Annotated in this window: 18 protein-coding genes; 12 read left to right on the top strand and 6 right to left on the bottom strand. The window is 67.3% G+C overall.

All coding sequences use genetic code 11. From position 1 onward, the window contains the following. The first annotated feature begins 31 nt into the window (after window positions 1-31). A complete protein-coding gene (locus JEQ17_RS29290) occupies window positions 32-2,533 on the top strand; it encodes a bifunctional serine/threonine-protein kinase/ABC transporter substrate-binding protein (RefSeq protein ID WP_200401780.1) in 2,502 nt (833 codons plus the stop codon). Window positions 2,534-2,568: 35 nt separating this feature from the next. Here JEQ17_RS29290 and JEQ17_RS29285 read toward each other — a convergent pair whose 3' ends face one another. Then, the gene (locus tag JEQ17_RS29285; RefSeq protein ID WP_200397943.1) at window positions 2,569-3,372 is read right to left on the bottom strand and encodes a class E sortase; all 804 of its coding nucleotides are present in this window, start codon (window positions 3,370-3,372) and stop codon (window positions 2,569-2,571) included. Between the two features lie 210 nt (window positions 3,373-3,582). On the opposite strand from JEQ17_RS29285, the gene JEQ17_RS29280 reads away from it, so the two are divergent. Next, complete coding sequence (locus JEQ17_RS29280) at window positions 3,583-4,596, top strand: hypothetical protein (RefSeq protein ID WP_200397942.1); 1,014 nt, start codon at window positions 3,583-3,585, stop codon at window positions 4,594-4,596. Between the two features lie 22 nt (window positions 4,597-4,618). Here the strand turns inward: JEQ17_RS29280 and JEQ17_RS29275 are convergent, their stop codons facing one another. Next, entirely contained in the window at window positions 4,619-5,542 is a 924-nt protein-coding gene (locus JEQ17_RS29275; RefSeq protein WP_234048410.1) for a YDG/SRA domain-containing protein, read from the bottom strand. Between the two features lie 222 nt (window positions 5,543-5,764). On the opposite strand from JEQ17_RS29275, the gene JEQ17_RS29270 reads away from it, so the two are divergent. Continuing rightward, on the top strand, window positions 5,765-8,926 hold the full coding sequence (locus JEQ17_RS29270) for a DEAD/DEAH box helicase (protein WP_267924842.1): 3,162 nt from the start codon (window positions 5,765-5,767) through the stop codon (window positions 8,924-8,926). A 3-nt stretch (window positions 8,927-8,929) separates the two neighbouring features. On the opposite strand, the gene JEQ17_RS29265 is transcribed toward JEQ17_RS29270, so the two are convergent. Further along, complete coding sequence (locus JEQ17_RS29265) at window positions 8,930-9,574, bottom strand: ATP-binding protein (RefSeq protein WP_200401778.1); 645 nt, start codon at window positions 9,572-9,574, stop codon at window positions 8,930-8,932. 227 nt (window positions 9,575-9,801) lie between these two features. Between JEQ17_RS29265 and JEQ17_RS29260 the strand changes: the two genes are divergently transcribed. The 4 genes from JEQ17_RS29260 (at window position 9,802) to JEQ17_RS29245 (ending at window position 13,613) form a co-directional block, all read left to right on the top strand. Then, a complete protein-coding gene (locus JEQ17_RS29260) occupies window positions 9,802-10,650 on the top strand; it encodes a helix-turn-helix domain-containing protein (protein ID WP_200397940.1) in 849 nt (282 codons plus the stop codon). Continuing rightward, window positions 10,647-10,865 (top strand): DUF397 domain-containing protein, encoded by a 219-nt coding sequence (locus tag JEQ17_RS29255; RefSeq protein ID WP_200397939.1) that lies wholly within the window; start codon window positions 10,647-10,649, stop codon window positions 10,863-10,865. Before JEQ17_RS29260 ends, JEQ17_RS29255 begins: the two co-directional genes overlap by 4 nt. Before the next feature lie 277 nt (window positions 10,866-11,142). After that, window positions 11,143-11,682: a hypothetical protein gene (locus JEQ17_RS29250; RefSeq protein ID WP_200397938.1), complete on the top strand. Its 540-nt coding sequence runs from the start codon at window positions 11,143-11,145 to the stop codon at window positions 11,680-11,682. Between the two features lie 578 nt (window positions 11,683-12,260). Further along, window positions 12,261-13,613, top strand: coding sequence for an HNH endonuclease signature motif containing protein (locus tag JEQ17_RS29245; protein WP_234048408.1), 1,353 nt, complete (start codon window positions 12,261-12,263; stop codon window positions 13,611-13,613). A gap of 10 nt (window positions 13,614-13,623) precedes the next feature. Here the strand turns inward: JEQ17_RS29245 and JEQ17_RS29240 are convergent, their stop codons facing one another. Together JEQ17_RS29240 and JEQ17_RS29235 are read right to left on the bottom strand one after the other, a co-directional pair. After that, window positions 13,624-13,899, bottom strand: a complete 276-nt coding sequence (locus JEQ17_RS29240) for a DUF1876 domain-containing protein (protein WP_186001011.1) — start codon at window positions 13,897-13,899, stop codon at window positions 13,624-13,626. Window positions 13,900-14,046: 147 nt separating this feature from the next. Further along, window positions 14,047-14,718: a maleylpyruvate isomerase family mycothiol-dependent enzyme gene (locus JEQ17_RS29235; RefSeq protein WP_200397936.1), complete on the bottom strand. Its 672-nt coding sequence runs from the start codon at window positions 14,716-14,718 to the stop codon at window positions 14,047-14,049. 145 nt (window positions 14,719-14,863) lie between these two features. On the opposite strand from JEQ17_RS29235, the gene JEQ17_RS29230 reads away from it, so the two are divergent. From JEQ17_RS29230 to JEQ17_RS29210, 5 genes are all read left to right on the top strand, one after another. Then, window positions 14,864-15,439, top strand: a complete 576-nt coding sequence (locus tag JEQ17_RS29230; protein WP_234048407.1) for a SigE family RNA polymerase sigma factor — start codon at window positions 14,864-14,866, stop codon at window positions 15,437-15,439. Further along, the gene (locus JEQ17_RS29225) at window positions 15,436-15,957 is read left to right on the top strand and encodes a PASTA domain-containing protein (protein WP_200397935.1); all 522 of its coding nucleotides are present in this window, start codon (window positions 15,436-15,438) and stop codon (window positions 15,955-15,957) included. The genes JEQ17_RS29230 and JEQ17_RS29225 overlap by 4 nt, the downstream gene beginning before the upstream one ends. Before the next feature lie 85 nt (window positions 15,958-16,042). Beyond that, on the top strand, window positions 16,043-16,759 hold the full coding sequence (locus JEQ17_RS29220) for a hypothetical protein (protein ID WP_200397934.1): 717 nt from the start codon (window positions 16,043-16,045) through the stop codon (window positions 16,757-16,759). A 126-nt stretch (window positions 16,760-16,885) separates the two neighbouring features. Continuing rightward, entirely contained in the window at window positions 16,886-17,719 is an 834-nt protein-coding gene (locus JEQ17_RS29215) for a rhamnogalacturonan acetylesterase (RefSeq protein ID WP_200397933.1), read from the top strand. 41 nt (window positions 17,720-17,760) lie between these two features. Next, window positions 17,761-18,063, top strand: coding sequence for a hypothetical protein (locus tag JEQ17_RS29210; protein WP_200397932.1), 303 nt, complete (start codon window positions 17,761-17,763; stop codon window positions 18,061-18,063). Between the two features lie 23 nt (window positions 18,064-18,086). Here JEQ17_RS29210 and JEQ17_RS29205 read toward each other — a convergent pair whose 3' ends face one another. Continuing rightward, complete coding sequence (locus JEQ17_RS29205) at window positions 18,087-19,040, bottom strand: GlxA family transcriptional regulator (RefSeq protein WP_200397931.1); 954 nt, start codon at window positions 19,038-19,040, stop codon at window positions 18,087-18,089. Window positions 19,041-19,125: the final 85 nt, after the last annotated feature.

Below are 19,125 nucleotides of genomic sequence, written 5' to 3'. Positions count from 1 at the left end.
GAGCCATCCCCCGTCGGAGGGGCCCGCGGGAGTGCGCGCCCTCAAGCCCGGCGACCCGACCTTCGTCGGCGGCTACCGGCTGCTCGGCCGGCTCGGCGCGGGCGGCATGGGCGTGGTCTACCTGGCCCGTTCGACGGGCGGGGCGCTGGTCGCGCTGAAGGTGATCCGCGCCGAGTACGCGGCCGACCACGACTTCCGGGCCCGGTTCCGGCGCGAGGCCGAGGCGGCGAGCGGGCTCACCGGGCAGTGGGTGACACCGGTGACCGCGGCGGAGCCGGCGGCCCGCGAGCCCTGGCTGGCGACCGCCTTCGTACCGGGCCCGTCGCTGTCCGAGGCCGTCACGCTGTACGGGCCGCTGCCGGAGCGTACGGTCCGCTTCCTCGGCGCCCGGCTGGCCGAGGCGCTCACCGAGGTGCACGCCGCGGGCCTCGTCCACCGGGACGTCAAGCCGGGCAACATCCTGCTCGCCCTGGACGGCCCCCGGCTGATCGACTTCGGCATCGCGCGTTCCACCGGTGCCACCGCGCTGACCGCGAGCGATGTGGTGATCGGCTCGCCCGGCTACCTCTCGCCCGAGCAGGCGCGGGGGCAGGGCCGTGACATCGGCCCGCCGAGCGACGTCTTCTCGCTGGGCTGCGTCCTGGCGTACGCGGCGACCGGCCGCCGCCCGTTCGGCACCGGCACCGCGGCCGCCGTCATCTTCCGTACGGTCCACGAGGAACCGGACCTGGACGCCGTGCCGTGGACCCTGGTCCCACTGCTGACCGGCTGTCTCGCCAAGGACCCGGCGGCCAGACCGACCGCGCAGGAGGTACGGGCCGCTCTGGCGGGTGAGGACGACGGGGAGGATGACTCGGCGGGCGAGGGGGTGGGCGTGGGGGACGCTGCGGGCGAGGGGGAGGGCGACTCGGCGGGCGAGCGGGCGGGGGGCCCTGCGGGCGGGCAGGAGGGCGAGCGGGAGGGCGACCCTGCGGGCGAGCGGGAGAGCGGCCCTGCGGGCGAGCGGGGTGCCGGGCTGGAGGCCGGGCGAGGCGCCGGAGGGGGAGCCGGACGGGAGGGCGGAGGAAGTGCCGGACGGGGAGCCGGACGAGAGGGCGGAGGAAGTGCCGGACGGGGAGCCGGACGAGAGGGCGGAGGAAGTGCCGGACGGGGAGCCGGAGGGAAGGGCGGGCGGAAGGGTGGAGGCGAGGCCGGGCGGGAGGCCGACTGGCTGCCGCCCTCGCTGCCCCGGCTGATCGCGGAACGCTCGTCCGCCGTCCTGGCGCTGCCCGACCCCGGGCCGACCACTCTCGTCCAGTCGCAGGAACCGCCCGCCGTCTCCCGGCGCCGCCTGCTGACGCTGGGTTCGGCGGCCGCCGTGGTCCTGACCGGCGGCGGCCTCGCGGCCTGGGCCGCCGCCAGGTCCACGTCCGGCGGCGACGACGCGACCCGCTCCGCACCACTGCCCCGGTACGTGATCGGCCTGCACGCGGACCTGTCCGGCCCGGACAAGGCGATCGGCCTGGCCCAGGAGCGCGGCGCCCGCCTGGCCGTCGCGGACTTCAACTCCCGCTCCCGCGACGGCCGCGCCTTCGACCTGACCCTGAAGGTCCTGGACGACGCGGGCGAGGCGAAGCGTGCCGCGGAGGTGGCCGGGAAGTTCGTCGCGGACCACGACGTGTACGCCGTCCTCGGCCCGACGGGCAGCGCCGCGGCCGAGGCCTCCGCCACCCGCTACCAGAAGGCCCTGCTGCCCCTCGTGACCGTCTCCTCCCCCGCCGAACTGGAATCCCAGTCCAGCAGCCGCGGGTACTTCCAGCTCAGACCCGACGAGAACGCCCTCTCGACGCCCTTCATCCACTACCTCACCCACACCGAGGAGAGCCGCAGAACCGCCCTCGTGGACGACAGGGCGTCCAGCCGCACCAGTTGGCAGATCGTCAAGGACCTGACCGCGTTCCCGCCCTCCAGGGGCACGACCACGACCCATGTCGTCCCCGCGGACAGCGAGGACTTCGACACGGTCGCCGCCGCCGTCCTCGCCGCCGACGCGCAGGCCGTGGTGTACGCCGGCGCCTCACCGCACCGGGCCGCCCGCTGCGCCCGCGCGCTGCGAGAGGCCGGGTTCCGGGGCACGCGCATGGCGCCGGAACCGGTCCTGCAGAGCGCGTTCCTCACCGAGGCGGGCCCGGCGGCCGAGGGCTGGGTGATCACCACGACCTATGTCGACCCGGCCGAGCTGCCCGGCGCGGCACGCTTCGTGGCGGCGTACAAGAAGCGCTTCGGGGTACGCACCGTCGAGCACTTCGCGGTGGAGGCGTACGACGCGCTGCTCTTCGTCGCCCAGGGCCTGCGCGAGCTGGGCAGCGTGGAGCCCGAGCGGGGCGCCATGGTGCGCAGGCTCCGCCGGACCACCCACAAGGGGCTCGCCAAGACCATCGAGTTCGACCCGGTGACCAAGGAGTTCCGCTGGGTCAACGGCCTCTTCCTCCACCGCGTGGAGAACGGCGTCCCGCACTTCCTCGGCCGCTACGACCAGCTGAAAAAGAGCTGATCGGGTGGGGGCCGGGTTGGGCTGGGCGGGGTGGCTCAGCGGGGCCGCATGGAACCGAGCTTCCCCCAGACCACCAGGCGGTACTTGGACGTGTACTCCGGAGTGCACGTGGTGAGCGTGAGGTAGTACCCGGGGTCCGTGTAGCCGTACGAGGGCCTGACCGAGCTGCGAGGAATCTCCCGTATCACTCCACCGTCCCCCGCCGAGGTCTGCGCCAGCGTCCTGTCGACGACGTACGTGTAGACGGCGGCCGGGGTCTCGACCTCGATCCGGTCCCCCCGCCGGAGCCGGTTGATGTACCGGAACGGCTCCCCATGCGTGTTCCGATGCCCGGCGAGCGCGAAGTTCCCGGCCCGCCCGGGCTGCGCGGTGTCCGGGTAATGACCGACGTACCCCTTGTTCAGCACGTTCCCCTTACTGATCCCTTCCGCGACCGGAACGCGCAGGCCGAGGCGGGGGATGCTGAGGATGGCGTACGCCTGGGTCCAGCGGGGACGGGGGTTGGTGTCGGTGGCCGAGGCGGAGTCAGGCGCAGTCCGGGAGTCGGCACCGGACCGGTCACGGGAAGAGCCGGACCCACCGCCCGAGCCGGACCCGCCGACCGCGGCCGAGCCCTCCCCACCCTCACTCCCATCCCTGGCACCCCACTCGCTCTCCAGGGCCTGGACCTTCCTCTCGGCGCCCTCACGGGCCTGCCGATTGGTCCACCACAGCTGGTGGACGACGAGGAGCATGAGGACGACACCGAGGGTTACGAGGATCTCGGCGCCGTTCCAGAGAAGGCGGGCGTAGCGCGCACGCCGCCGCCGGGCCCGCTGATGAACGACGGGGACTCGCATGCGGACGCCTGCCTCCTCCCGCAAGAGCCTCAGCCTGCTGTGGCTGCCGCAAGATAAGGGCTGAAGCCCCAACTCACCATCCCCATGAACGAGCCGCGCCCTCCCCACCGCTCACGACCACCCACGACTCCTCACGCCCCCACCCCCGATCTCACCCCTGGCCTGCCCATACCTCTCCTCCGCCGGGCGGTCGGCAGTACGGTGTCCACCATGCGCCCCGACACGTCTGCCGAGTACGTCGACCACAACGCCGAAGCAGCACGCCTGGAGCGGACCGCCGGCCTCTACCCCGAGGACGCCGAGCACCTGCTGCTGCAGGCTGCGGCCCACCTCGAACTGGCCGACGACCGCCCGCGAGCCACCGCCTTCTACGACCGTCTCCTCTCCAGCGCGACCCCCCTGGAGAACCCATTCCTGGTACGGGCCCTCAAGGCGGCCAACCTCTGGGAGTACGGCCACGAGGCGGAGGCGAAGGCGATCATCGAGGGCGTCCGCGCGGCGTCACCCCGCGATCCGGCCCCCTGGGTGATCGTGGCCGAGTCCCTGGAGTCCCACGACGAGCTCGAAGCCGCACAGCAGACGTTCACGGAGGCGGCGACCCACCTCCTGACGGACGTCCCCGAACCCCCGTACGCGACCCACCCGGTCCTCTTCGGCCGCCACCGCGTACGCCGCATGCTGGGCCTGCCCCACGACAACTGGGACTCCCTCGCGGACACCCTCCACTCCTCCCCGGTCTCCCTGGACGAACTCCACGACCCCAAGCGCGTGTGGTCCCTGGGCTCGGACAACCCGGCGGAACTGGAGGCGGAAATCTCGCGCCTGCGCGCCGAGTTGGGCACGTACCGCGAGGCACTGTCCCGCCCGTTCCCGGTAGCGGTCCTCCACTGGCCGACCTCGGAACTGTCGGAACTGGTGACGGCGTATCCGACCTTGGCGGAGGAGTACCCGTCGCATGAGGAGCACCTGGCGACGATAGAGGGATCACTGAGGGAGCTCGCGGCCTCCGGCACGCCGAACTTGGGGATCGTGACAGGCACGGTTCCTTCTTACGAGGCGTTCGCTGCCTCGGAGGGGGCTTCGCCCGGTGATGCTTCGTTGTTGCCGCAGTATGCGACGACGTTGGCGGCGAGGGGGAGGGCGGAGGCTTGGCCGCCGGAGCGGGGGGCGTCTTGTTGGTGTGGGTCGGGGCGAGTGTATGAGGGGTGCCACGGGACGGAATAGCCCGCCACAATGAGCCCCAGCCTTACTGTTCCTGGCTGGGGCTGGCCTGCTTCTCCCACTTCTCACGGTGATAGCGAACATAGTCCGGGTGCACTTTGTGCCAACCCTTCATCGTCAGCTTCGGCAATACATCTGCGCCGAACATGCCTGCGCGCACGATGATTGACCAGTCATCGGCAACGACGACAGCCCCGATATCGAGCCGCACATGGCAGTTGGGGCACAGGCACAGGATATTCGGCTCAACGTCAGGGCCATGGTGAGGCGCACCTATAGGCCTTATGTGAGCACCCTCGCTGTAGGGTTTTCCATCCGGTCCTTCCATGCGGAGGCCACACAGCTGGCACTCGCCTGCGTAAAGCTTCTTAACGCGCCTGGCTGCCGCGGCATCCCGCACAAGACGCTGCACCTTCGAAGTGCGCACCTCGGGAAACTTTTCCTCTTGCTGTTCGTCGAGCTCCTCTAGCATTTCGACGATATGGCGCTCTGCAGAGGTAGGCTCTTGGAGAGGGTCAGAAAGACGCTCCAAGTCGAACTGGCAGATTTCGATATCCGAGCCGTCTGGTGCAGGCGACTTCGAAATCGCCGTACGGATCGCCGTAATCTCGTACAGGCCGTCATAACGGTAGTCATCAGGCAGCGAGTAGCGCGGGTCTCCTTCAAAGCCGCGGATGACACGGACGGGATATTTGCGCTCATAGCTGCGCTTCAGGGCAGCATTATCCTGATACAGCCATGATTGGCTACGCAGAAGCTTCCCAGTTGCTGCATCCTTGTCTTTGTCCGGCGAGGCGCCTGTGTATCGCACCCACGTCCAGTGATCCTCGTCGTCTTCGTACCCCCCGTGCAGCACGATGGCGTCGCCGACTTCACTGCCGTCCTTGTCGGCGAGCCAAGAGATGCCCTTCTGGTTGGCTCGGTGCAGCTTGGCCCGCAGCACATCCATCCTCCGATGGAAGACATCCCCCACCGCGACACCCTCTACATGACCGATGACTCGTTCGATTTCCACGGCTCCACTGGAGCGAAATCGATCACTGATGTCAAACCCTTATCAAGAGTTGACTGGTTGTGGCGCATGGAGGTTCCGAATCAGCCCTCCTCGCCCGGTGTCAGTGGTCTCTGTTACACATGGGCGCAGTTGCCTGAGCGATCAAGGGGGATCAGCGTGTCTGAGCCGGGAGACCTGTCGCAGCCCGTCGCGGGTGTGTACGAGGAGCTCATCACGCTGCGGTGCGAGCAGAGGCTGAAGGAACTCGCCGCCCTGGGATGGCACCCGGTACACGAGGCTGTGGGAGCCGAATCGGTTCCCCATGTTCTGGCAAGACACGTCGCCGGAGCTGTTCGACGCGTACTGAACACCCTCCCAGCTGCGGAGCGGGTGCACGCGGCGAACCACCTCCTGGAGTCCATCGGCACTCTTGAAGGGGCGAAGGAATGGGTGGACGTGGTCGCCGAAGGACCGCGCCAACTCCTAGCGCTAACACGGCAGGAGGCACCGGGTGTCTTCGCCGTCCGCCCGGCTATCCCACTCTCCGACACAGCGCTGATAACCAACTCGCCAGAGGACCCCAGTCTCGGCTTCGAACTGCGCGCCGAGCTCGCCACCACCGACCGGGTCGATCTCCTCTGCGCCTTCGTGAAGTGGCACGGTCTGCGCATCATCGAGCAGTCCCTCAAAGCAGCCCATGAGCGGGACGTACCCATACGCGTCATCACGACGACGTACATCGGAGCAACCGAGCGTCGCGCTCTGGATCGTTTGGTGCAAGATTTCAACGCCGAAGTCAAGGTCAACTACGAGACACGGTCGACACGGCTTCACGCCAAAGCTTGGCTATTCCGTCGCAGGAGCGGTTACGACACGGCGTACGTCGGGAGCTCCAACCTCTCAAAAGCCGCACTGCTCGATGGTCTGGAGTGGAATGTTCGACTGTCTTCCATCGCCACGCCCGATGTACTCCGAAAATTCGAGGCAACCTTCGAGGCGTACTGGAGTGACCCGTCCTTCGAGACATACGACCCCGAAGCTGATGGAACTCGCCTACAGGAAGCCTTGGCGATCGCCGGAGGCACCTCTTCAAAGCCAGCCGTGGACCGCGGTATCACGCTGTCCGGTCTTGAGGTGCGGCCCTACGCACATCAGCGCGACATGTTGGAGCGGCTAGAAGTCGATCGGGAGGTGCACGACCGACACCGAAATCTTCTAGTGGCGGCTACTGGAACCGGCAAGACTGTGATGGCTGCACTCGATTACAAGCAGCTACGCAAGAAGCACGGACGTGACCTGCGGCTACTATTCGTCGCCCACCGCAAGGAGATCTTGCAGCAGTCCTTGCGAACCTATCAAGACGTCTTGGTAGACCCGAACTTCGGCGAGTCTCTCCACAGCGGGGAAATCCCAGAGCGGTGGACGCATGTCTTCGCCAGCGTGCAATCACTGAACGCACGCGCTCTCGACCAGCTTTCCCCTGATCATTTCGACATGATCGTGATCGACGAATTCCATCACGGGACCTCACCGACGTATCGGAAGATCCTCGATCACTTCCATCCATTGGAGCTGCTTGGGCTGACAGCGACGCCTGAGCGTATGGATGGAAAGAACATCCAAGACGAGTTCTTCGACGGCCGGATCGCTGCCGAGATGCGGCTATGGGAGGCTTTGGAGAATGATCTACTCAGCCCCTTTCACTACTTCGGAATCAGCGACAACACCGATCTGAGTACGGTGAAGTGGGGCCGCGGAGCGTACGACGCAAGTGATTTGAGCAACGTACTGACCGGCAATGACGCACGGGCACGGCTGGTCGTGAAGGCCGTTGAAGAAAAGCTCGTGGAGCCCGGTGCCATGCGGGCACTGGGCTTCTGCGTGTCAGTCAAGCACGCGCACTTCATGGCGAAGCACTTCCGCGTTGCTGGCCTCAACGCCATTGCCTTGTCCGGCGAGAGTCCAGCCGAGCAACGCAAGCAGGCACTGGCTGACCTCAAGTCCGGGTCCCTACAGGCGATCTTCTCCGTCGATCTCTTCAACGAGGGCCTCGACATCCCTGATGTAGACACGCTGCTTCTGCTCCGCCCCACCTCAAGCGCAACGGTGTTCCTCCAGCAGCTCGGCCGGGGCCTTCGCCGCACCGAGGACAAAGCGGTGCTGACCGTGCTGGACTTCATCGGGCAGCATCGCAAGGAGTTTCGCTTCGAGAATCAGTTCCGAGCGCTCACGAACCTGACCCGCAAGCGACTCCTGGACAACATCGAGCATGACTTCCCGCAGCTTCCGTCCGGCTGCCAGATCCTCCTTGAGGAGAAGGCGAAGAAGACCATCATCGCCAACATCAAGGAACAGATCGGCGTCAACGTTACTGCCCTGGCGCGCGAGGTCGCAGACTATTCCGAACCGAAGCTGAGCCACTATCTCCGCGAGAGCGGGCGCGAACTAAAAGAGCTCTACCGAGGAAACGGCAACTCATGGACTGGGCTGCTGCGCCGCTCTGGCCTGTTGAAGGGTGCGGAACCGGAAAGTGAAGCAGCACTACTCAAGCGAATCTCCGCCTTCCTCCACGTGGATGACCCGCTCCGAGTAGCAGCGTACACACGGATGTTGGAAGACGACGCCCCCCTCTACACCGAACTCGACGAGCAGGGGCAGGCCTACGCCCGCATGCTCTTCTTCCAGCTGTGGCCGCTCGGAGGCATCACCCGCAAGGGCTTCGCACACTACGACGCCGGATTTGCAACTCTGCGCAAGCAGCACGCCATCCGCAGCGAGCTACGCCAGGTGCTGGCATACAACCTCGATCACACCGAGCACGTCCCGGTCCCACTGCTAGGGATTGGCGGGCAGAACGGCGTCCCACTGACCGTGCACGCCTCTTACAGCCGCGAGGAGATCCTTCCCGCCCTTGGCCAGTCCTACATCGGCGGCTTCATGCCAGGCGACTTCCGCGAGGGTGTGAAGTGGTGCGAGTCGCACAAGACCGACGCTCTCCTCATCACGCTAGAGAAGGACGAGAAAGACTTCTCTCCGCAGACCCGCTATCACGACTACGCACTGAGCGAGACTGCCTTCCATTGGGAGTCCCAAAACCAGACCTCGGACACCTCCCCGACCGGGCTCCGCTACCAGCATCACACCACTGAGGGCAGTCACGTTCTGCTCTTTGTGCGCCGCTACAAGAGCACTGATATCGGAGGAGCTCAACCCTGGATGCTGCTCGGCCCGGCCGAGTACGACGGCCACACGGGAAGCAAGCCGATGGCAATCACATGGAAGCTGAGGCACGAGATCCCAGCGGATGTCTGGACGTACTCGGCAATCGTGGCGGGGTGACACTCACATCGATTCGCCTACGAGGCCAACTTCAGCCTCGAAGTGCGTCTGGGCTCGGTCGAGCGCTTCATCCGCATCACGGCCATGCGCTCGAAGCCAGTGCAGGAGGTCGGCGATGGCATGGATCGCCGCTTCCTCTGCCGTGGCCATGCTCAGCGAACTTGCGACTGCTGTTCGCGGCGACTTTGCTGCCCGATACAGATCGAGCATTCCCTCGGCTCTTGCCACACGGGATCCTCCGCCGTGCCCGTTGGGCGTGGTCAGGCTGGTGGAGAGCTCGCACCATGTCACTTTGCGGTCAGCCAGGAGTTGGACGCCCCAGCGGTCGGCGGTGGCATCGATGAGTGCCATGCCCCGCCCCGACTCGGCATCGAGGTCCGAGCTAAGGAGCGTCGGAAGGGCTCGGGCGCCGGGGTCGTGGACCTCGATACGCAGATGAGTGCCGTTCATAGAGACAGCGAGAGTGGTCGGAGTGCCGGGACCAACGTGCGTAATTACGTTGGACACGAGCTCGCTAACGCAGAGTTGGGCGTCGTCGGTGACTTCGTGCAGGCCCCAGACCCCCAGGTGCAGCCTCATGATGCGGCGCAGGGCTGCCACCTCCTCGGGTTCGGCCGTGAAGGCCAAGTCCCATGGCTTCCGGGACATGCACGCTTCCTGAATCACCGGGTCCCCTCTCGTCGCTCGCCGTCGCCGCCGGCTCCAGATGATCGGCGGAGTGTCACGAACGCTCACAGTGAGTGGCGTTGCTTGCCAGGATGGCGTCCGCGTATCCCGTCGTGCAATGTGCACGGCGGGATTCCCACTTCCGAGTGATTGGCAAGCCCGCCCCTTGGCACGAGACTGAACGCCGGTTACCGAGAAGGGTGTTGGGAATGGCAGGTTCACCGACGGCACGCCGTCGTCGCCTCTCGATCGAGCTGAAGAAGCTGCGCGAGGCCAACGCCCTCACCTGCGCCCAAGTCGGTTCGGCACTGGACTGGAGTGGCTCCAAGGTCAATCGGATGGAGACGGGAAGCGGCAGGGTCCAGCCGTCCGACATCGATGCGCTGTGCCGCTTCTACGAGACCGGCGACGAACTGCGCGAGTTCCTGAAGTCTCTTGCGAGGCAGGCCAAGACGCGCGGCTGGTGGCAGGAGCACGGATCGGGGGTGCCCCAGTGGTTCTCCATCTACATCGGCCTGGAGCAGGAAGCCTCCACGTTCCGTCAGTACCAGTGCGAGTTGCTCCCCGGGCTCATGCAGACCCCGGCGTACGCCTGCGAACTTCACAAGACGGGTGCACATCTGCCCGCCCAGGACATCGATCGCGCGGTGCGCGTACGCATGGAGCGCCAGGCCATGCTGACGCGACCCGAGGCCCCGGATGCCTGGTTCGTCGTGAACGAAGGGTCTCTCCGCAATGTCATCGGGGAGCGGGCGCTGATGAGAGAACAGCTCGAACGCATCCTGGAGTCATCGGAGTTGCCGAGCGTCACATTGCAGGTCCTCCCGTTCGACTCAGGCACCTACCCGGCCACGGGATCGTTCACCATGCTCGGCTTCCCCGACCAGGAGGACCCGGACATCGTGTACCGGGACGGCATCACCGATGCCGTCTACCTGGAAGGGGAGCATCATGTGCGTGAGTACACGAGGGCGTTCGACGGCTTGAGGGCAGCTGCCCTGAGCCCTCAGCGCTCCGCCGAGCTGATCAAGTCCATTCTTAAGGAATACGCAAGATGAGCATTGCGCGGCCTGCTCCCCGGGACCCCTCATCGTGGTTCAAGTCCTCTTACAGCAACGGCGCGGGCGGTGAGTGCGTCGAGTGCGCCCACGCCGTCGGCGGGGCCCTCGTACGCGACTCCAAGGACAGTCGTGGCCCCGTGCTCACCATTCGCGTTCACGCCTGGCGGGCCTTCATACGGGCCTTGGATGGCGATGCTCTCGCGGCAGGCTGAGCTGCCGAGTTGCGGTCGAGAACACGCGGCGACCAGAGCCCCCTCCCGTGGCGATCAGCGGTGGGTCCGCCTAGCCGGTGGAGCCAACGATGGTCCATGGCGCGTAGGCGTTGCGCGTGGAGTGGCCTGTCACTGATGCGGTCCATGGCGAGGGGTAGTCTGGCGCGCGAAATTCCAGAGTCTGGGCGGACGGTGGTGGATTCCTCGCCCACTGGTATCGGGGCCGGGGGCCTCGAACTGTGACCGGATGATGGCCGATAGGGATCCAGGGGTCGACGTGGGGTTTGCTGAGCAGCTGGTCACGGTGGGCGCGGTCATGGCGGGGGCCGCGGGGTCCTACCTCACTACTCGGCTGACCGAGCGGGATCGGTTCGAGCGTGATCTGCGCGTTCGGTGGGACGCGCACCGCCTCGACTCGTACGTCGCTTACGTCGCGGCCGTCAAGCACGTCTATCGGTGCGCACAGCAGGTGTTCACCCCGCAGTGGGACGACAGTGATCCGGCGGCTCGTGATGCTCTGCTGGCCGAGATGAGGGCGGCCGAGGGGGATCGGTCGCACGCCTTTGAGCGGGTGATGCTGCTGGGCGACGCGGCGACCGTACAGGCTGCCCACGATCTCAACGGTCGGCTGTGGCAGCTGGAACGGCCGGCCCGGGGCGCCGAAGAGATCACCCAGGACATGTGGCACGAGCGCGCCAACGAATGGTTGGTCACCCTCAACAATTTCCACGAGCATGCTCGGCAGAATCTCGGAATAGCGGGAGAATCCGCCCGGCGTGATGTGGTGCCGCAATCTCGCGCGGACTCTGAGCAGTAACTCCGCGCCGACTTGGAGGGGTGGGGTGGCGGCGCGAGGGTGCGTGGGTTGGCCGAGTAAGTCTTGATGGCTTGGTCGAGTCGCTGTCCGGGTGGTGTTGGTGAACCTGGGTTGCGAAGGTGCCGTGGGGCCGCCCGCTTCTTTTTCAGTGTCGTGATTCCGTGGGCCGTGTAAAGGGCGGCCTTTGGCCGTCGCCTGCGGCGATTTCGCTTCGCTTCACCCTTGACTCGGCCCACGGAATCACGGGGTGGAAGCGAGCGGGCGGCCGGGGAGAGTGGGGTCCCCGGGTAGGCGTGCGGCGCGGGTGGGATTGGGTGTGGGGCGGGGTCTTCGGGCGCGGTTGCGTCTCGCCAGCACGCCGGGTGGCTTAGCGGCTTTCGGGTAGCGGGGGGTTCTATACGTGCGGGTGTGCGGGGCCGCCGAGGGTTCCCTGCATGGGTCCTTTCTTTCACCCTTTCGATTACTTGGCTGACCTGGTCTTATCACGTTGAGTGAAGGAGAATTGAAGGAGTCAACTCACCTGGTGGGAAGGTGAGTTGGTGTGATCTCGGGGCGTGGCAGCGGGGGGTGCGTTAACTGTGAGCGAAGTGGTTCCGGGAGGAGTGCCCTTCTCCACTGACGTGGCCGCGGAGTCTTTGGATGCCTGGGCCGCGCTCCTCCGGGAGCAGGCTCCCTGTGGTGAGACCGCTGCTGCTCTTGATGATTTGAAGGGTGCGTGGCTTTCTCCTCGGGGGCGGATTGATGCGCTTGCCGTTGTGGAGCGGCATCTGGCTTGGTTGCAGGCCAAGCAGGTTGAGTTGTTGGCCTTCATTTCCGATCACACCGAGGGGTCGGCGTCGGCCGATGTTCCTGCTGTGGGTTCTGATATGGATGCCGTTTTTCTCGGTGAGTGGGACTGTGCCGTTGAAGAAGTTGCCTGCGCCTTGAAGTTGGCCAATTCCACTGCTGCTCAGCGGTTGGAGACTGCTCGGTTGCTGACGGCTCGGCATCCGGCGACCCTCGGGTTGCTGGCCGATGGGGAGATCTCGTATCAGCAGGCCAGGATCGTGGCCGAGCAGTGTGCTGCGTTGGCGGTGGACGTGGCTGGGGAGGTCGAGCGTGCGCTCGTCGAGAAGATGCCTCGGCAGGCTGCTGGGCAGACTCGGGCCGCTGTGCGGCGGCAGGTTCTTCGGGTTGATCCCGAGGGGGCTGAGGGTCGTCATCAGCAGCGCGTGCGGGAGCGGAAGTTGTTGTCCTATCCGCAGGAGGATGGGATGGCCTTGTTCGGGGCCGTGTTGCCCGCCCAGCGCGCCGCCGTGATGGAGCAGGTCGTGGAGGCGTACGCCCTTGGGTACGGGGACGAGGGGCGTACGTTGGATCAGAAGCGGGTCGATGCGTTGTACGACCTGGTGGTCCAGCAGCCGCGGAATGGAGCGCGTGGGGCCCCTTCCACCACCGCTGTTGTTCACGTCACCGTGCCGATTGATGTGCTTATGGGCGTTGATGACGGGCCGGGTGAGCTGAAGGGGTACGGCCCAGTCACCGCCAGTCAGGTTCGGGACATCGCCTTCGCCGCCGGGACCGTATGGCGGCGGCTTCTTGTTCAGCCTGCTGGTGGGCTGCTCGTGAAGAGCGATCCCACTACCTACAAGCCGACCGCGGAGACCGCGCGGCATGTGGTTGCTCGGGATCAGTACTGTGCGTTTCCCAGTTGTCGGATGCCTGCCTCGCGTTGCGATCTCGATCATGTTCGGGCTTTTGACCATGCTCGTCCTGAGCGGGGCGGGCCCACCACTCCCGAGAATCTTCAGCCGCTGTGTCGGCGGCATCATCGGCTCAAGACTCATCATCCGGGGTGGAGAGTGGGCAGGGATGCCCGTACCGGGGACGCCGTCTGGACCGCGCCGACCGGGCATACGTATGTCAACACCCCGCCCGTCTACCGCGAGTGAGCGAGGCCGCTCACGTCAGTGGGTGTGATGTTCGGCCCGAGGCCTCGTCAATTTCGTCGTGGGCCTTGGTCAGGAGTTTCATCGCCAGTTCGTTCAAGGCCCTGGCGCCGGCTACTTCCTCGCCCACCCTCGGCTGGTTGGAGTCGGAGGGGTGGCGGCTCGCGTAGCCGTGGGCCCGTACCTCGCTTCCGTCGGGGAGGCGCACTAGGGCGGCTGCGCGCGTGCGGTTGTCGTCCTCGTCGAATTCCAGCTCTATGTGCCATCCGACAGCGGTCTTCATCGTCATCACGATCACCTCCGGAGCCGCTGTTTCCAGCTGCCCTCCAGCCGTCTTCCAGCTGCCTTCCGCTGCTTCCACCTTCCTCCAGAGTGCGCCTGCTCCGCTGCGATTGCACGGCGTACCTCGTGACAGAAGCTGCCTGGGTTCCTCGCGTCACGTCGTCTCGCAGCGGGTCCGGAGCAGCTCCACTCCGTCGCCCTCCAGGTCGTCGCAGTACGCCGCGCGCCCCGTCATCGCCATCACCAGGGCCAGGGTCGTACCTGAGACCAGCGGGCCGGTGCCTGTCGTGAAAGGGCCGTCCGTCGCGGTGAGTCTCAGGCCGTCGATGCGTCCCTTGGCGAGGACCACGAGGTCCGAGCCCCGGTAGTACTCGGCCACCTTCGTGACCGTCTCGATCGGGTGGTCGCGGACCATGCCCAGCGGGCGTCGGATGTCCTCTCCGTGGACGATCGTCTCGCCCAGCATGGCCAGGGTGGGGAGGGGAGGCTTGGTCGTGCTCGGGACCACCCGTCGGAATCTCTCCAGTGTGTCCGCCGGGGTGGCGCCCAGCTGCTCGGCCAGCCGCATCGCCACCTGTTTGTCGAAGTCGAACCGGCAGCGGATCACACCCGCCAGCCAGCGTACGGAGTTGAGGCTCGCACCCGCGGTGAGGTGCGCCAGCACCTCGCGCACCGTCAGCTCGGTGCAGAGCGAGCGCGTTTTCCACTGCTCGTCGGTCAGGTCCGTGACATCGGCCGCCAGTGCCGTTCGCTCGGCGCGGATCAGGGGCCAGGCTCCGGTTGTCCCTCGGCTGCTGCGGGCTGCTCTCGGTTCCGGATCAGTCATACGGGGCTCCTGTCATGGGGGCGCGCGGGTGTGGGCGTATGCATGGTCTCCGGCTTTCGATCCGCCTGTGATCCAGGTCTCATCATCGCTGTGCAGCAGAAAACACGGGTTCCGCGTCGAGGGGGTGACAGGAAGGGAGGAGCGTGTGGATCTGGCAACCGAGTGGAAGCTGAGTGCCGGTCGTGGTGAGGCCGAGGTCGGGTCGGCGGAGATGGACTTTAACCGGTTCGTCGCCGCCCGGTCGGCTCCGTTGTTCCGCGGCGCCCTCGTTCTGACCGGGAACCGCGAGACGGCGGAGGACCTGGTCCAGGAGACCCTGGAGCGGGTCTGCCGCAAGTGGCGCACGATCGCCGCCAAGGACGCTCCGGACGCATACGTCCGGCGGATCATGGTGAACCTGGCCAACGACCGTTGGCGGAGGTTCCGTCGCACGGTTCCTCACCAGGACACCGGTGACATGGCGGCTCCGGGTGACGAGTACGGGCGTATAGACAGCAGGGACCAGCTGGTCCGTGCTCTGCAGAGTCTGCCGATGCGGATGCGGACGGTCGTGGTGCTTCGGTACTTCCACGATCTGTCCGACGCCGAGATCGCGGCCGATCTGCGCATCTCGCAGAGCACCGTACGGTCACAGCTCGCTCGCGGCATGGAAAAGCTCAGAAGCCAGTTTCCCGCACTCTCCGGCCCTTCACCGCGGCAGCCCGAGGAGGGAACCCGATGACCTCGAACGATTCGCGGCCCTTCGGCTGCGCACACCCCACATCCTTCGAAGAGGAACTGGTGAACGCCATGAACAACTTCGCGAACTCCGCCGACGCGCCCACCTTCGACGCGCCCGGCATCACCCGCAGGTCCCGTCGCAAGCGCGCCACGGCCATCGCCGGTATCTCGGCCGCCCTCATCGTGGCCGGCGGCGGTACCGCCCTCGCCTCCATCACCGGCGGTTCGGACGCGCCGAAGCCCGCTCCCGCGGCCGCCATCACAGCGGCGCCCGCCAAGGACGCCGCCACCCTGTTGTTCGCCCACAGCGCGGGCATGACCATCCCGATCGATCTCCTCGGCGCCAGCCTGGCCGACGCCAAGGGGCAGATCGAGAAGACCCAGACCAAGCTGGGCAAGGTCAGCAAGGTGGACTGCGGCAAGTACGGCAAGCCGGGCACGGTCATCCAGGTCGACCCCCACAGCCCGAAGACCGTCGCCAACGGCGACACCGTCAATGTGACCCTCTGCGCCGGCTGATCCGAGGCCCCCTGCTCGCCCCCGCCCCTCCCGGTACCGGTGCCCGGAGGAGCGGGGCGCGGCACGCTCAGGGATGATCTGTCCCATGGGGCATGGGAAAGGGCACGGGGCGGACATGGACGACGCCCGGGCATGGGACAAGCGGCTGGCATGGGCGTACGGACTGATCGCGAACGACCCGGCCGAACGGGCCGCCGCGCTCGACCACTTGGCCTCCGCGCGCAGGAGGACCGAGGAGGCTCAGCATCGGTTCAACGAGACGTTGCGGATGCTGCAGGGGCAGGGGGTGATGTATCCGTACGAGGATCCGGCGCTGCGGTCGGCCAACGAGGAGTACCTGTGGGCCCGGAGCCATTCCCTGCCCAGCGGCATGTGGGACAGAGGCCACGGCGAGGATCTCGCCGAATGGCCCGGGTTGCCCTACGCGCTGCTCTTCCTGGAGTGGGAAGCCCGGTATCCGGAGGAGTGGACCCGGCATGCCAAGGCGTGGGGGACCAAGGAGGGGCTCATCCGCGATCTGGCCACCGACGCCGTCGGGCAGGATCCGGTGGCCCGGACCAAGCTGATCGACCTGGTGGAGATCGTCGTACGGCGTGCCTATCGCTGCAAGGACCGCGAGTACGTGCGCATCGCCCGGGTCGTCGACGGGGATCCGCTGCGGGTGCGGCTGGAGGGCGCCCGGCGTTCGGAGAACCCCTGGGCCCAGTTGCACGCCGGGTACGTGCTGTGGATTCTCGACCGCCCCGAAGTGCCCAACAGCCGTCACGTCTGGCGGACTTGGCTGGCGGACGCGCGTCAGTAGGCCCGAGTGGGCCCGAGTAGGCCCGCCGGTTGCCGGTACGGCCACGACCCCGACCCCGGCAACCTTTCACTTCCCGGCTGCCACCTCTCTCTGACAGTTCCTCAACTCCTGCGCAGGGATGGTCGGATGAGCCGCAATGTCAGTGTGAGCAGTCGTAGACGGTTTCTTGTCGGTGGTGCGGGTGCGGTCGGGGGCGGAGCGCTCGGGGTGCTGGGGCTGCCCGGTGCCGCTGTTGCCGCCGCCGCGGCCACCGGCACCGTGTACATCGCCAGTGACTCCACCGCCCAGACGTACAACTCCCGCTACTACCCCCAGGCCGGCTGGGGGCAGAAGCTGTCCTCGTTCCTGACCTCGAACATCACCGTCGCCAACCATGCGATCGGCGGCCGGAGTTCGCGGTCCTTCATCGAGCAGGGGCGGCTGGCCGCGATCCATCAGGTGATCAAGGCCGGTGACTACCTCTTCGTGCAGTTCGGGCACAACGACGCGACCGTGGGCAATCCGGAGCGGTACACGTCTCCCGCCGACTACAAGGAGTACCTGCGCAACGACTACATCCGCGCGACCCGGGCGCGGGGCGCGACCCCGGTCGTCGTGACGCCGGTGTCGCGGCGCTCCTACAACGCGTCGACGGGGAAGTTCAACGTCTCCTTCCCGGCGTACGTGGATGCCGCGAAGGCGGTCTCGCGGGAGGAAGGGGCCCCGCTGGTCGACCTCTCGGCGGCCAGCCGCGTCCACCTCGACGGGGTCGGGATCGAGGGGTCCAAGGGGATCTTCCTGTGGCTGGCCGCGGGGCAGTATCCGAACTTCCCGAACGGGGTCCAGGACAACACCCACTTCCAGGAGCGGGGCGCGGTCGAGATGGCCCGGCTGGTCGCGCGGGCCGTGGCGGGGCTGGGGCTGCCGCTCTCGGGAGAGGTGGTGCCGGGCGCCCGGCGGGGGCCGGTTAGCCTCGGTTGACCGTCCGGAATCCCGTCCGGAAGCAGCACCAGGAGGCAGTGATGGCGAAGGTACCGGCCGCGGCGGTGGCCGCTGGTGGGCTCATCGGTGGGTACGGGGTCGCTCGCTGGACCAGGAAGCGGCAGCTCGGCGGGGTCGTACTCGCCGTCGCCGGGGCCACGGCCGCACAGCAGTGGCGGCAGCAGGCCGGCGGGCGGGCGGCGACCGCGCTGACCGTCGCGTACGTCGCCGGGTTCGCCGGATCGCATCCCCTCGCCAAGAAGGTCGGCGCCTGGCCCGCGGTGTTCGGTGTGGCCGGGGCCGTCGCACTGGCGTCCTGGGCGGTGGCCGACCGGCGCGGCTGAGGTCCCCGGGGAGGGCCGGATCCCTATCCCACCGGCGCTCCCCGGAACGCTCTCCGGTAGGCCTGCGGGCTCGTGCCCACCACCCGCTTGAAGCGGTCGCGGAAGGCCGTCGGTGAGCCGAACCCCGTCTGGACCGCGATCCGTTCGACCGGGTGGGTCGTGGTCTCCAGGAGGTGCTGGGCGCGGCGCACCCGCGCCAGGTGCAGCCACTGCAGGGGCGTGGTGCCGGTCTGTTCGCGGAACCGGCGGTTGAGCGTACGGGCGCTCATGCCCGCCCGGGCCGCGATGTCGTCCAGGGTCAGATCGCGGTCGGAGTGCTCCTCCAGCCAGCTCAGCAGGGGTTCCATCGTCGTGCCGGCCGGGGCCGGCGGCTGGGCGTGGACGATGAACTGGGCCTGCCCGCCCTCCCGTTCGAGCGGCATGACGGACATCCGGGCCGCGTGCGCGGCGACGGCCGAGCCGTAGTCCAGGCGGATCATGTGCAGGCACATGTCCATCGCCGCGGCGGCACCGGCCGAGGTGAGGAACTGGCCGTTGTCGACGTAGAGGACGTTCGGGTCGACCGTCACCTTCGGGTACATGGCCGCCAGGTCCGCCGCCGCGATCCAGTGGGTCGTCGCCCGCTGTCCGTCCAGCAGACCGGTGGCGGCGAAGATGAACGCGCCGACGCAGATCGACGCGATACGCGTCCCGTTCGCGGCCGCCGTGCACAGGGCCTCGGCGACGCCCGTCGGCAGCGGCACGGTCGGGTCGGCGGTGCCCGGCACGACGATCGTGTCGGCCTCGGCCAGCGCCTCCAGACCGTACGGCGCCCGTACGGCGAACGGACCCGCGCTCACCTCCTCCGCCACCGAGCAGACCTTGACCCGGTAGGGCGCGCGGCCGTCCGGCAGCCGGGCCCAGTTGAACGTGTCGATCGGCGCGGCGAGGTCGAACGGGATGACCTGGTCGAGTACCAGTACGGCCACTGTGTGCATGGCGAAAGAGTAGGGGTGGCGCGGGTTCTGGCCAACAGGAGGGTGGCGTGGCGTTCCGCCTGGGGCCGACCTGCTTCCGATCGGC

The organism is Streptomyces liliifuscus, assembly GCF_016598615.1.
Taxonomy (GTDB): Bacteria; Actinomycetota; Actinomycetes; order Streptomycetales; family Streptomycetaceae; genus Streptomyces; species Streptomyces liliifuscus.
Note: the sequence above shows the minus strand (reverse complement) of the source record. Positions and strands in the feature narration are given on the sequence as shown.